Annotated in this window: 10 protein-coding genes; all 10 read left to right on the top strand. The window is 52.2% G+C overall.

What is annotated here, in order from left to right; genetic code table 11:
• The first annotated feature begins 26 nt into the window (after nt 1–26).
• Complete coding sequence (locus PJDR2_RS19465; protein ID WP_015845433.1) at nt 27–1319, top strand: dihydroorotase; 1293 nt, start codon at nt 27–29, stop codon at nt 1317–1319.
• 35 nt (nt 1320–1354) lie between these two features.
• Entirely contained in the window at nt 1355–2500 is a 1146-nt protein-coding gene (locus PJDR2_RS19460; RefSeq protein WP_015845432.1) for a carbamoyl phosphate synthase small subunit, read from the top strand.
• Nucleotides 2487–5705 carry a carbamoyl-phosphate synthase large subunit gene (gene carB, locus PJDR2_RS19455; RefSeq protein WP_015845431.1) on the top strand — a complete coding sequence of 1073 codons (3219 nt, stop codon included), beginning with the start codon at nt 2487–2489 and terminating at the stop codon, nt 5703–5705. Before PJDR2_RS19460 ends, carB begins: the two co-directional genes overlap by 14 nt.
• A 128-nt stretch (nt 5706–5833) precedes the next feature.
• Nucleotides 5834–6559: an orotidine-5'-phosphate decarboxylase gene (gene pyrF / locus PJDR2_RS19450; RefSeq protein WP_015845430.1), complete on the top strand. Its 726-nt coding sequence runs from the start codon at nt 5834–5836 to the stop codon at nt 6557–6559.
• 3 nt (nt 6560–6562) lie between these two features.
• Complete coding sequence (pyrE, locus tag PJDR2_RS19445) at nt 6563–7210, top strand: orotate phosphoribosyltransferase (protein ID WP_015845429.1); 648 nt, start codon at nt 6563–6565, stop codon at nt 7208–7210.
• A 178-nt stretch (nt 7211–7388) separates the two neighbouring features.
• Nucleotides 7389–9116: a methyl-accepting chemotaxis protein gene (locus tag PJDR2_RS19440; RefSeq protein WP_015845428.1), complete on the top strand. Its 1728-nt coding sequence runs from the start codon at nt 7389–7391 to the stop codon at nt 9114–9116.
• 175 nt (nt 9117–9291) lie between these two features.
• Nucleotides 9292–10023 carry an ABC transporter ATP-binding protein gene (locus tag PJDR2_RS19435; protein WP_015845427.1) on the top strand — a complete coding sequence of 244 codons (732 nt, stop codon included), beginning with the start codon at nt 9292–9294 and terminating at the stop codon, nt 10021–10023.
• Nucleotides 9989–11065 carry an efflux RND transporter periplasmic adaptor subunit gene (locus PJDR2_RS19430; protein WP_015845426.1) on the top strand — a complete coding sequence of 359 codons (1077 nt, stop codon included), beginning with the start codon at nt 9989–9991 and terminating at the stop codon, nt 11063–11065. The genes PJDR2_RS19435 and PJDR2_RS19430 overlap by 35 nt, the downstream gene beginning before the upstream one ends.
• Before the next feature lies 1 nt (nt 11066).
• A complete protein-coding gene (locus PJDR2_RS19425) occupies nt 11067–13976 on the top strand; it encodes an ABC transporter permease (protein ID WP_015845425.1) in 2910 nt (969 codons plus the stop codon).
• Nucleotides 13977–13981: 5 nt separating this feature from the next.
• A complete protein-coding gene (locus PJDR2_RS19420; protein ID WP_015845424.1) occupies nt 13982–14866 on the top strand; it encodes an ABC transporter ATP-binding protein in 885 nt (294 codons plus the stop codon).
• The last annotated feature ends 6 nt before the right edge of the window (nt 14867–14872 follow it).

Raw genomic sequence — 14872 nt, 5'->3', positions numbered from 1 at the left:
ATAAATTCCGGAAGGTGAACAAAACAATGTCAGTATGGATTATTAACGGTAGCGTATGGGATAAGGCTTCTGGAAGCTTGCAAAAGAAACATATCCGCCTCGAAGGCGAACAAATTGCGGAGATCGTTGACGGCTCCGCAGCACCGGACACAGGTTCTGCGGAAGTAATCGACGCAGCAGGCAAGCTCGTATCGGCGGGCTTCATCGATATGCACGTCCACCTTCGCGATCCTGGCTTCGAATATAAAGAAGACATCGCGACAGGCACAAGATCGGCGGCAAAAGGCGGCTTTACGACAATCGCCTGCATGCCGAATACCCGCCCTGCGGTGGATACGCCCGAGACTGTGAAATACATTTTGGACAAAAATGCGGCAGAAGGCGTTGTAAAGGTTCTTCCTTACGCAGCTATTACGAAAAATCAGCTTGGCCGCGAACTGACGGACTTCGCCGCATTGAAAGAAGCGGGAGCAATCGGCTTCACGGATGACGGTGTGGGCGTACAAAGCGCGCAAATGATGAAGGATGCGATGGCGCTGGCGGAATCGATGAATATGCCAATCATCGCGCACTGCGAAGACAACACGCTGGTTGAAGGCTTGTACGTAAGCGAAGGATCCTTCTCCCGCAAGCATGGGCTGAAAGGCATTCCGAACGAATCGGAAGCCATCCATGTCGGTCGTGACGTCCTTCTCTCTGAAGCAACAGGCGCGCACTACCATGTGTGCCATGTCAGCACCGAGCAATCGGTTCGCCTGATCCGCCTTGCGAAGCAGATCGGCGTACGGGTAACGGCTGAAGTTTGCCCGCATCACCTGGTTTTGTCCGATGAAGATATCCCGGGCTTTGACTCGAACTGGAAAATGAACCCGCCCCTGCGTACGCCACGCGACGTAGAAGCGGTTATCGAAGCGCTGGAGGACGGCACGATCGACATGATCGTTACCGACCATGCACCGCATAGCGCGGAAGAAAAGGCACGTGACATGCAGCTAGCGCCATTCGGCATCGTAGGCTTCGAGACTGCTTTCCCGCTGCTCTACACGAAGTTCGTACAAACTGGCAAATGGACGCTTGGCTTCTTGCTTGACCGCATGACAGCCGACCCGGCTCGCGTGTTCGGCCTGCCGACCGGCCGCATTAAAGCGGGAGCACCTGCCGACCTGACTATCGTCGACCTGGACAATGAGCGTGCGGTAGATCCGTCTACCTTCGCATCGAAGAGCAATAACACGCCATTTGGCGGATGGAAGCTGCAGGGCTGGCCAGTGGCTACAATCGTTGACGGCAAGATCGTCTACAACGAATCCGCTAAATAATAGAACTAACGAAGACCTGATGAGGAGTGATACGGATGCAAGCAAGACTATTATTGGAAGACGGGACGTTATTTACCGGACAATCATTCGGGGCGGAAGCGCAAACGTTTGGTGAGGTTGTTTTTAATACAGGGATTACAGGTTACCAAGAAGTATTGTCCGATCCGTCCTACTGTGGGCAAATCGTTACAATGACTTATCCGCTGATCGGCAACTACGGGATCTCGCGCGATGACTTCGAGTCCATCCGCCCAAGCATTCACGGGTTTGTCGTACGCCGTTACGAGCCGGTTCCAAGCAACTGGCGCGCGCAATATTCTCTTGGCGACCTGCTGAAGGAATACAACATTCCGGGCATCACCGGAATCGACACGCGGATGCTGACTCGTATTCTCCGTCAGCACGGTACGATGAAAGGTGTTCTGACAACTGGCACTGAGCGCGTGGAAGAGCTTCAAGAACGTCTTGGCGGCATTCAGCTGATGACGGATCAGGTTGCTCGCACATCGACCAAATCGGTCTTCTCGAGCCCGGGCTTTGGCCCGCGCATCGTCCTTGTAGACTTCGGCGCAAAAAGCGGTATTCTTCGCGAACTGACTGAGCGCGGCTGCGACGTTGTGGTTGTTCCGCACAACACGACTGCTGACGAGATCCGCAAGCTTGCACCGGACGGCATCCAGCTGTCTAACGGCCCAGGGGATCCGAAAGACGTTCCATACGCTGTACAAATGATCAAAGAACTGCTCGGCGAAATTCCAATCTTCGGTATCTGCCTTGGCCACCAATTGTTCGCTCTGGCTTGCGGCGCGGATACGACAAGACTGAAATTCGGTCACCGCGGCGGCAACCACCCGGTTAAAGAACTGGCTACCGGCCGTTGCTACGTTACTTCGCAGAACCATGGTTACACGGTTCTTGAAGATTCGATCAACAGCAAGGAACTGACCGTTACTCACATCAATAACAATGACAAGACCATTGAAGGTCTGAAACATAATAAATATCCAGCGTTCTCGGTGCAGTACCATCCGGAAGCTGCGCCAGGTCCGTTCGATTCCAGCTACCTGTTCGATGAATTCCTTGAGATGATCCGCGAACACAAACAAAACAACCCGCAAAAACCTCGTCAAGCTGTGCTGGCGGCAACGTTGAAAGGAGAACTTCAATATGCCCAAAAATAATGAACTCAAAAAGATTCTCGTAATTGGCTCCGGTCCGATCGTCATCGGACAAGCGGCAGAATTCGACTATGCCGGCACGCAAGCTTGCCAAGCGCTCAAAGAAGAAGGCTATGAAGTCGTACTGATCAACAGCAACCCTGCTACGATCATGACGGATACAAACATGGCTGACAAAGTATACATCGAACCAATCACGCTTGATTTCGTATCCCAAATCATTCGCCAAGAGCGTCCAGACGGCCTCTTGCCGACACTTGGCGGTCAGACTGGTCTGAACATGGCCGTTGAGCTTGCTCGTGCTGGCGTACTGGAACAAGAGAACGTTAAACTTCTTGGCACGCAGCTGACTGCAATCGAGAAAGCGGAAGACCGCGACCTGTTCCGTGATCTGATGCGCGAACTGGAACAACCGGTACCGGAGAGCGTTATCGTAACTACGGTTGAAGAAGCGGTTACTTTTGCTAACGAGATTGGCTACCCGATCATCGTTCGTCCTGCCTACACGCTGGGCGGTACAGGCGGCGGTATTTGCGGAAATGAAGAAGAGCTTCGCGAAACGGTTGCATCGGGTATCCGTTACAGCCCGATCAGCCAATGTTTGGTCGAGAAATCGATCGCCGGCATGAAAGAAGTCGAGTATGAAGTTATGCGCGACGCGAACAACAACTGTATCGTTGTCTGCAACATGGAGAACTTTGACCCGGTTGGCGTACATACTGGCGACAGTATCGTAGTAGCGCCTTCCCAAACGCTGTCTGACCGCGAGTATCAAATGCTCCGTTCGGCATCGCTTAAGATCATCCGCGCCCTCAACATCGAAGGCGGCTGTAACGTTCAGTTCGCGCTGGATCCGCACAGCTTCCAATACTATGTAATCGAAGTTAACCCGCGCGTAAGCCGCTCCTCGGCGCTTGCATCCAAGGCAACTGGTTACCCGATTGCGAAGATGGCTGCGAAGATCGCTATCGGCTACACGCTGGATGAGATCGTTAACCCGGTTACAGGCCAAACGTACGCTATGTTTGAGCCTACCCTTGACTATATCGTATCGAAAATCCCGCGTTGGCCGTTCGACAAGTTCGTTAACGCGAACCGTAAGCTCGGCACGCAAATGAAAGCTACGGGCGAAGTTATGGCGATCGGCCGTACATTCGAAGAGTCGATGCACAAAGCGGTTCGTTCGCTTGAGATCGGCACGCACCGCATTCACTTGAAAGAAGCGGTTACGCTTGACGATGCCGTTCTGCAAACGCGTCTGGCTAAGCCGGATGACGAGCGGATGTTCCTCGTAGCGGAAGCATTCCGCCGCGGTTACAAGCTGCAAGATATTCAAGATCTGACGAAGATCGACTGGTGGTTCTTGGATAAAATCCAAGGCATCGTTGAATTCGAAGATCAAATCCGCAGGGAAGTAGCACTTTCGCCTGAAACCCTGTATGAAGCGAAACGCAAAGGCTTCTCGGACCGTTCGATTGCTGAAATCCGCAAAGAAGGATTCCCGAGCGGCAGCCATACGAACGAGCATGATATCCGTGCGTTCCGTAAAGAACTTGGCTTCACTCCGGTATACAAAATGGTAGATACTTGCGCGGCTGAATTTGAAGCTTCGACACCGTACTACTACTCGACATACGAAACAGAAAACGAAGTAACGGAATCAAACAAAGAGAAAGTTCTCGTGCTTGGCTCCGGTCCAATCCGTATCGGCCAAGGCATCGAGTTCGACTACTCGACGGTTCACGCGGTATGGGCAATCCAGAACGCTGGCTACGAAGCGGTTATTATCAACAATAACCCTGAGACCGTATCGACGGACTTCAGCACATCCGACCGTCTGTACTTCGAACCGCTCTTCTTCGAGGACGTAATGAACGTAATCGAGCAAGAGAAGCCAATTGGCGTAATCGTACAATTTGGCGGTCAAACGGCGATCAACCTGGCAGCTCCGCTTACAAAAGCCGGCGTACGTATCCTTGGCTCGAGCCTCGAGAGCATCGACACAGCGGAAGACCGCAAGAAGTTCGAAGCTTTGCTTCGCAACTTGAACATTGCTCAGCCTGAAGGCAGCACAGTAACTTCGGTTGACCAAGCGGTTGAAACGGCGCAAAAACTCGGTTACCCGGTACTTGTTCGTCCGTCCTACGTACTTGGCGGCCGCGCGATGGAGATCGTATACTCCGACGAAGAACTTCTGAGCTACATGGAAGTTGCGGTTAAGATCAATCCGGAGCACCCGGTTCTGATCGACCGTTACATGCTTGGCAAAGAAGCTGAAGTTGACGCTATCTGCGACGGCGAGACCGTTCTGATCCCGGGTATTATGGAGCATATCGAACGCGCTGGCGTTCACTCCGGCGACTCGATCGCGGTATATCCACCGCAGTCGCTGTCTGACGATATCAAGAACCAAATCGTAGACATCACCGTAAATATCGCTAAGGCGCTCAAAGTAATTGGCCTTGTAAACATCCAATTCGTTATCCATAACGAAAAAGTATACGTAATCGAAGTTAACCCGCGTTCGTCCCGTACGGTTCCGTTCCTGAGCAAAGTAACGGATCTGCCGATGGCGAACCTGGCTACTAAGGCGATTCTTGGCACGAAACTGGCTGACCTTGGCTATGTAGACGGCCTGTGGCGCGAAGATAGCTACGTGTCGGTAAAAGTACCGGTATTCTCCTTCGCGAAACTTCGCCGCGTTGACCCGACTTTGACTCCGGAGATGAAATCGACGGGTGAAGTTATGGGCCGCGACGAGAATTATGCAAAAGCATTGTATAAAGGTCTTATCGGTGCAGGCATGAAAATCCCAATGTCCGGTTCGATCATCGTAACGGTAGCAGACAAAGACAAAGAAGAAGCGACTGAACTGCTCCGCGGTTTTGCAGCACTGGGTTACAAAGTGATTGCAACCGGCGGTACGGCTGACACGCTCGAAGAAGCTGGCCTCCGCGTAAGACGCGTGAACAAGCTGAGCGAAGGCGCTCCTAACATTCTTGACCTGATTCGCGAAGGCGAAGCGCAATTCGTGATCAACACGCTGACCAAAGGCAAAACGCCTGAGCGTGACGGCTTCCGTATCCGCCGCGAAGCGGTAGAGAACGGGGTTGTATGTATGACATCGCTTGATACCGTGCGCGCGTTGCTGCGTATGCTCGAGTCGATCAACTTCTCCTCGCGCCCAATGCCGGTGCTGCAGAAGTAATTAAATACATGAAAGCACGGCCAGCGCCGGTTGCTTTCGGCGGCAGAAGCTTTTGAACGGCTTCTGTCCCGAGGCCGGCGGATGGCCGTTTATTTCGGCCTCAGAAGCGAAAGGAGACTTTGATTGCGATGAGTTTAACTAGAGAACAAGCGGCAGGCAAAGTCATGGTTGCCCTTGATTATGCGGACGCTGCTTCGGCGAAGCGCTTGCTTAGCGAGCTGGAAGGCATTCCGTGTTATATGAAGGTTGGCATGCAGCTCTTTTATGCGGCGGGTCCGTCGTTCGTAGAAGAATTGAAGAAACGCGGCTACCGCGTTTTCCTGGACGTGAAGATGCACGATATTCCGAATACGGTAAAAGGCGGCTCGAACAGCGTAACTAAGCTTGGCGTAGACATGTTTAACGTACATGCAGCCGGCGGCGCGGCGATGATGGAAGCTGCTGTGGAAGGCGCGGAAGCCGCACTCGCGAGCGGACAAGCAAGACCGGCTATTATAGCGGTAACGCAGCTGACCAGCACTAACGTACAAGTATTAAACGAAGAGATCGGTATTGCAGGCTCGGTGGAACAGGCGGTAGTTCGTTATGCGGAGCTGGCGAAACGCGCAGGCCTGAATGGCGTAGTGGCTTCACCGCTTGAAGTGGATGTGATTAAATCCGCATGCGGCACGTCATTCCAGACCGTAACCCCGGGTATCCGTCCGACTTGGGCGGCAACTAACGACCAGTCCCGAATTATGACGCCTCGCGAAGCTTTAGAACAAGGAACGGACTATATGGTAATCGGACGTCCGATTACGGCAGCGGCTAGCCCGCGTGAAGCATTGGAATCTATTATTGAGGAGCTGATCTAACCCATGGCAAACGTAACCTTAACGGAATTGCCGCGCGCAATCGCAACAAAACTGCTGGAGATCGAAGCGGTGGCGCTTAGCCCGAATGATCCGTTTACTTGGACTTCCGGTTTGAAATCGCCAATTTACTGCGATAACCGTTTGACTATGACCTATCCTGAAATCCGCGACATGATCGCAGAAGGTTTCGCTACCGTAATCCGCGAGCGTTATCCGGATGCCGAGGTAATCGCCGGAACTTCCACTGCAGGAATCCCGCATGCGGCATGGGTGGCTCAAAAGCTGAACCTTCCTATGGCTTACATCCGCGATAAAGCAAAAGGACACGGCAAGCAAAATCAAATCGAAGGCCGCATCAACCCTGGTCAAAAGGTTGTCGTTATCGAGGACCTCATCTCGACTGGCGGCAGCTCGCTGAAAGCCGGTCTTGCGGTTCGTGAAGCAGGTGCGGAAGTATTGTCCGTTCTGGCAATCTTCACTTACCAGTTCGAGAAAGCATCAAGCGCATTTGCGGCAGAAAATATGCCGCTTGAAACACTGTCCAACTACAGCGCGCTGATTGAAGCGGCTGTTGAAATCGGCAAAGTACAAAGCGAGGATATTGCAACGCTGCAGGCATGGCGTGCAAATCCGGAAGCTTTCGGCAAATAAGAGCTGACTATTCGAACTGCGAGCAAGTCCCATATGGGAGTTGCTCTTTTTTTGTTTTAAGAATTCGACATAAAATTTTGTAAATTGTTTGCAGCCGTTATTTCGAACATTCTTTCATTTGCCGATATCATATTAGATTATTTAATTTGAAATTGCTGAAATGGGGAGAATCGTGCAGATGAGATTTAACTTAAGGTGGAAAATGGCTTTAATCGGGGTATTGCCACTTTTTTTCTATGTCTTCTCGGGGATCTATTCGTTAACAGAGCTGGTACAGGTGAACAAGACGATGGCCGATGAAGTATACGGCGTGTCTGCCCGTTCCACATCGCTTATCTTGAATGCGGACCGCGATCTGTATCAAGCCTATTCCGCATATCAATATTTGGCCTTAGGTGAATTAAAAGAAGAGGATAAAAAGGTCTGGAACGATGTATTTTCTCAAAATCTGAAAGAAGCGGACGAACGCGTACATGAGGCAAAAGCGATATTCGAGGCGAATAAGCTGCTTAAGCTTCAAAGCGATGACGGCAGCACAACCATTGGACAGCTGATTCAGGATTTCGACGCCGACTTCAGCGCATGGGCGTCGTTTGTAAACGGCGAGATTCAAGCCGGTACCGCAGCAGCCAACGATGCGGAGATTCATGAGCAATACGAGAAGGCCAGGACTGGACTGGACGATATATTCAATTTGCTGGACAGCTACGCCAAGCAGCAAATTGCGGACAGTAATCAACAGCTTGCATCTACGAAAACGGGCAATTATATCGGTATGGCGATTGCAACCCTTTTGCTGGCGGCACTTATATACTACTTGATCAGCAGCGTGATGAAGACGGTATCCGCTGTGAAAACAAGAACAAAGCTCGTAGCGGAAGGTGATTTGACCGCTGAGCGAAACGTTAAATACAGCAAGGATGAGCTTGGGGACAGCTTGCGCTCCGTGGACGAAATGATTGGAGTACTCAAACGGCTTATCACGTCTATTTCAACAAATGCCAAGCATGTGGCTGCCTCCACGAGCCAGTTGGACGTTGTTTCGCAGGAATCCTCTACTGCCTCGCAGCATGTTGCGGCGAACATACAAGAAGTAACAAGCGGGACGGAAGTGCAGGCGCGCAGTGCGGAAGAAACGGCGAAGGCGATTGACGAAATGGCTATCGGCATCCAGCGTCTAGCAGAGAATACGTCCGCTTCGGCCGAGCAGTCGGCATCAACGGCAGTTGAAGCGGGTCATGGTCGGGAAGCGCTTGAGCGCCTGGTTGGACAGATGGGCGAAATCAAAGAGGTTATCGGTCAACTCGCGGGCATGATCGAAACACTAGAGCAACGGTCCCAGCAGATCGGATCGATAGCGGAGAATATTACCGCCTTCGCGAATCAGACGAATATTCTATCGCTGAACGCTTCCATTGAAGCGGCAAGAGCGGGCGAGCAGGGCCGTGGGTTCGCCGTTGTTGCGGGCGAGATTCGCAAGCTGGCTGCAAACTCCTTGGAATCCGCGGACAGCATTCATCAGCTGGTAGCCGAAACAAGAGGCGAGATCGCAGGCGCTTCCGGCTATATGGCCCGAACGTTGGAGGAAGTACAGCGGGGTAACAGCCGAGTGGAAGAACTCCAGATTAGTTTATCCGTTATTGTGGCGGCCATTGATACGATGACCGGGCAGCTGCAGGAGAATTCGGCTATTACCGAGCAGATGTCGGCGAGCTCCGAGGAGGTTAATGCCTCGATGGACCAAGCTGCGTCTTCGGCCGCGGCTAACCTGGAGCGCACCGAAAGTGTCGCAGCGGCAACGGAAGAGCAGTTAGCTCTCATGGAGAGCATTGCTGCCGCGGCTAGTCAGTTGGACGGCGTTGCCCGAGAGCTTAATAGAGAAGTGAACTATTTTAAAGTGAATTAATGGTAAAAAAGTAGCGGAAGGCATCGTGCATATGTCCGATTTAGCGGCAATATGTACGATGCCTATTTTATTTTTGAAGATTTTTCTTCCGTTTGGAACTTTTTCTGAACCCGCAACGTCTAACGATTAAGATGAGAATTATGAAAGAGAAATAGGGGAGGTATCGCATCCGTTCATGGCGGCAACAGACGAGGAAGAACGACAAGATGGAGGGCAGCAAGGCAACGAATTACATAATAACAAGTTGCTGACGGTTGTAGATGTAGAAAGGACATTTCAGGCCGGAGGAGCGCCGCTGCGCGTTCTGAAGGGTCTTCATATGGAATTGAAGCCGGGCCAGCTTGTTATGCTCCGTGGCCGTTCGGGCTCAGGGAAAACAACGCTGCTGAATTGCCTCGGAGGACTGGATACGCCAAGCAAAGGCGAGATCTGGTTTAACGGCAAGCCGTTTCATAAATTAAACGACACCGAGCGTACGTTGATCCGGCGCAAGGAAATGGGATTTATTTTTCAGGCGTTTGCGTTAATGCCTTTGCTCTCGGCTTGGGAGAACGTGGAGCTGTCGCTCCGGATGGCCGGAACCTCTCGGTCCGAGTGGAAGGAGCGGGTCGCCTATTGCCTAGAGCTGGTAGGCCTTGAGAAAAGGATGCATCACCGTCCGTTTGAACTGTCCGGGGGTGAGCAGCAGCGCGTGGCAATTGCGAAAGCTATTGCGCATAAACCGATTCTCCTGTTGGCGGATGAACCAACCGCCGAACTCGATTCGAACATGTCCGCCCAGATTATGGCGGTCTTTCAAAATATTATTCGCACGGAACAAGTTACGATTTGTATGACAACACACGATCCTACAATTTTGGAGGTTGCCGATCATGTCTATGAAATGGTGGACGGGAAATTTATATAAGCGTTCTGCGGCTGTAATGATTGCGGCTTCGGTCTTGATGACCAGCGGCTGCTCCTTGCTGCCCAATGAACCGGAAGAGGAGGTGCTGCCGTCCATCGCACCGCCTCAAATCTCGAAGAAGCCGGAATACGAAGTGACGACGGCTACTTTGGAGACGAAGGTGCAGGTTATCGGGAAGATGATCTCGCAGCAGGAAGAGACGCTTTATTTCACGCTGGACGGTATGCGTCTGAAGGAGCTTAACATTAAAGCCGGCGATCAGGTAAAATCCGGCCAGACGATTGGCGTGTTGGACGTCGAGCTGATGCAGAAGGATCTTCGCAACCAGAAGCTGGCATTCCGAAGAGAAGAGACGGCGATGAAAGAAGCGCTTCAAGGCAAGGACGAGATGGATCCTATCGAATTCGAGGAGAAGTCGATTGCTTTCGAGGAGAAGAAGCAAGCGCTCGCAGACTTGGAGGAGCAGATCAGCCGCGCGGTCTTGACCGCTCCGTTCAGCGGAACGGTTGTTACGCTGAACGTACAGAAGGGCGATCTGATCAAAGCGTATGATCCGATAGCCGTTATTGCGGATACAAGCCTGCTTGTTCCGGCAGCCAAGCTGACGAAGGACGAACAAGCCAAGATTGCGGTTGGGATGCCTGTCGTTGTGGATATCAACAATGCCGGGCAATTCAAGGGAACGGTTAAGGCGCTTCCGGTAACAGCCTCCGATTCGAATAACGGTGGGGGCAACGGAGGCGGAGGCGGTCAGCAGCCGGAGAGAGAACGTCCGGAAGATTTTATGATTATCGAAGTGAAGGATTTGCCTAAAACGATTAGCCGAGGCACGCCATTATCCATTAACGTTATCACGAAAAGGAAGGAAAACGTCGTCGTTATTCCGCCATCCACCCTTCGTACGATTGGCTCCAGAACCTATGTCCAAGTCGTAGACGCGGAAGGGAAGCGGGAGGTGGACGTCGAGGTTGGCCAGCAAACGGCAACGCAGATCGAAATCATTAAAGGACTTAAGCCAGGCCAGAAAGTTGTAGGTAAGTAGCATGGGGATTCCATTATTTCGATTTCTGTTCCGCAAAATGTGGAATACCCGCTGGCAGACGTTAAGCACTTTAGCCGGTCTTATTATGGCCGTTGCTTTTGCAACGAGTATTCCGATGTACGCGGACGGCGCGTTAAAGCGCGTCGTTGCCCAGTCGCTGCAGGAGAAAAGCGATGGTCTTCCGGCCGGCTCGCTGTTGATGCGCTATCAGGTGCCTGGCGGCGAGAAGACGGACCCTGCCGCATTAAAGGAGATGGAACGCTTCATAAAAGAAGATGTTCCGGGTCTTATCGGCTTCCCTTATCAGACGAAATTGTCAAGCTATTCAATCCGGGGCGCCGAAGTTGTGCCGGAGGATCCGACCAAGGTGGATGCCAGCCGTATTCGTCAAATGACGATTATGACAATGGCGGACCTAGAAGAGAAAACCGAAATTACGCAAGGCCGCTGGTTTAAAAATACGGAAGGCGAAGATGACGTTCTCGAAGCCGTCATGCTGGAGGAAGGGATGTACCGCAACGATCTCCACGTTGGCGATATTCTCGAATATCCCGTATACGGCGGACTGGATATGACCCTTCGCGTCAAGATTGTTGGCGTTGTTAAGCCGCTTAATCAGACCGATCCTTACTGGTACCAAGGTCTGGAAGGCATGATGAATACGCTGCAGATCAGCGAAGACGAGTTTATGGGATCTCTGATTCAGAAGGCGGGTATCCCGGTAAACAATGCAAGCTGGTATTATGCGTTTGATCTGTCGCAGATCAAGACCAGCGAGCTGTCGCCTCTTGGACGGACGCTGGACCGTCTCAACATCGATTTGTACCAGAAGCTCAAAGGCGCAAAAGTGGAAATTTCCTTCGCCTCGACGCTGACGGAATTCAAAAAGCAAAGCTTGCAGCTCCAGACGCTTCTCTTCACGCTTGCAGCTCCGATGCTTGCCATGGTGTTTTACTTTATAGCAATGAATGCCCGCCAGTCATTGGATAAGCAGCGAAGCGATATAGCCGTTCTGCGAAGCAGGGGGGCGGGAACCAGGCAGATTATATGGATCTATTTGCTCGAGGGTTTGCTGCTTGGCGGTTTGGCCATTGTAGCCGGACCGTTTATAGGCTGGTTTATGGCAAAAAGCATAGGCTCCGCAGACGGCTTCCTGTCCTTCGTTAACCGGAAGTCGATTCCGGTAGGCTTCTCGACCGAAGCGATGATTGCAGGGGCAGCGGCTGTCTTGCTGGCCGTGCTTTCTACCGTCATTCCGGCGGTTATCTATGCGCGTTCCTCAATTGTCAGCTACAAGAGAGACCTGGCCCGTTCGGACCGGGGGCCGTTATGGCAGCGCTGGTTCCTCGATGTCGTACTGCTGGGAGTGGCCGGATACGGCTGGTATATGTTTAATGAACGCCAGATGCTGTCCTTCCAGACCGGCATGACAACCGATCAGCTGAACGTACAACCGTTCTTGTTCTTTGTTCCGGCATTATCCATCTTTGCGCTTGGCCTTTTCTGCCTGCGATTATTCCCGTGGCTGCTGAAGCTGTTCAACTGGCTCGGACGCAAGTTCCTTCCGGTGCCGCTTTATTTGACGCTGACACAGCTGTCACGCTCGTCCAAAGGCTATTACCCGCTGATGATCTTGCTTATACTGACGCTTGGTCTTGGCGTATACAATGCTTCTGCGGCGCGGACCATCGATCTTAACTCCACCGAACGCACGTTGTACAAATACGGTACGGATGTTACCGTTCAGACGGTATGGGAAGGCACTGTCGAGGTGGTGCGGCCAAACGGAGGGAACAACGGCAATGGCGGCAACGGCGGAGGAAACGGTGGCAATGGCGGCGGATCCGGCGGAGGTGGAGGCGGTAACGGGGGCGGAGGCGGAGGTGGCGGCCAGCAACCGGTACCTACCCGAATTCTGTATAACGAGCCGCCGTTTGAAATCTTCCGCAAGCTGGAGGGCGTCGAGGCTGCTGCCCGCGTTCTCCAAACCAAAGGCAATGTGGTTGTATCGGGCCGGTCAATCGGTCAGGGCAGCATCATGGGGATTGATAACGTGGACTTTGCGAAGGTCGCCTGGTTCCGCAGTGACTTGTTCCCGATCCATCCTTACAATTATTTGAATTATTTAGGCATGTATGAGCAAGCGGCGCTTATTCCGTCCAATGTAGCAGAGAAGTACCAGCTGAAGCCGGGTGATTTGATTTCGGTAGGTTTTTCGGAAGGCATGCTGGATTTCGTTGTGGTAGGCATTCTTCCATACTGGCCAACGCAATATCCGGATCAATCGCCGTTTGTTATCACGAATCTGGATTATATTTATGACCAGCTGCCGATGATGCCTTACGAGGTATGGCTCAAGATGAAGCCGGATGCGAAGGTGGCGCCGATCGTGGAGGAACTGCAGAAGGCGGGCATCGATATCGCCAATATCAAGGATGTGCGCTCGGAGCTGATTACCCAATCGAAGCTTCCGACAAGAGGCGGCGTATTCGGGATTCTTAGTCTCGGCTTCCTCGTATCCGTCATTGTTACCTTAACCGGATATGTGCTGTATTGGTTCTTTAATCTATCCGGCCGCGTCGTGCAATTTGGCGTACTGCGGGCCATGGGTCTTTCCAGAAGACAGCTGACCGGCATGCTGCTCCTCGAGCAGCTGTTTACGGCGGGACTCTCTATCGGATTAGGCATACTGATCGGCAAAATTACGAGTCTTATCTTCCTGCCGTTCCTGCAGACTGCGGAGAATGTGGCAGATACGGTTCCGCCGTTCCGGGTCGTTTTCGACTCGAAGGATACGAACCAGCTTTACGCGGTTGTTGGATTTATGATGGTGACAGGAGCGGTGCTGCTCTTCCTGCATATCCGCAGACTGCGTGTACATCAAGCAGTCAAAATGGGAGAGGAGCGGTAAACAACATGATTACTTGCGAAGGACTCGTCAAAATTTACAAAAGCGACGATCTGGAGGTCGTCGCCCTGCAAGGCTTGAACCTGAAGGTCGAAGACGGAGAGCTTATGGCTATTATCGGCAACAGCGGCAGCGGCAAATCGACCTTGCTGAATATATTGGGCGGGCTTGACCGCCCTTCCGCCGGATCCGTCCAAGTCGGTCCATGGGATCTGCTCAAAATTTCCGAAGACGACCTGGTGAAATACAAACGCGAAACCGTCGGCTTTATCTGGCAAAATAATGCCCGAAACCTGCTGCCGTATCTGACAGCCCTTGAAAACGTCGAAATGCCGATGATGCTTTCCGGCAAGGTCGACCGGGCTTATGCGAAGCAGCTGCTTGAATGGGTTGGTCTCAAGGAGAGGATGCATAACAAGCTGCATCAGCTCTCCGGCGGCGAGCAGCAGCGTGTAGCAATCGCCATTTCGCTGTGCAACCGTCCTAAGCTTTTGCTTGCCGATGAACCTACCGGTTCCGTAGATACAGCAACATCGGATCTCATTATGGGGATATTCCGAAAGCTCAACAAGGAGCTTGGGGTAACGATTGTAATTGTTACTCACGATCTTACGCTTGCCGGCAAGGTGGACCGTGTCGTTGCCATCCGCGACGGATTAACGAGCACGGAATTTCTGAAACGCAATCCGAATATGATTCCCGGTGGAGGTGAGGAGCAGCAGGAGGAGAAGGGGCTTCAAGCCGTTCATGAGGCTTATGTTGTCGTGGATCGAGTCGGCCGACTGCAAGTACCAAAAGAATATTTGAGCGCACTAAACATTAAAGACAAGGCATCGATGGAATTTGACGGCGAGCGGATTATTATTACACCGCCGAAATCACTGGGGGGTTAGGAACCA

The organism is Paenibacillus sp. JDR-2 (genome assembly GCF_000023585.1).
GTDB lineage: Bacteria > Bacillota > Bacilli > Paenibacillales > Paenibacillaceae > Pristimantibacillus.
This window is presented reverse-complemented; position numbering and strand designations above follow the sequence as displayed.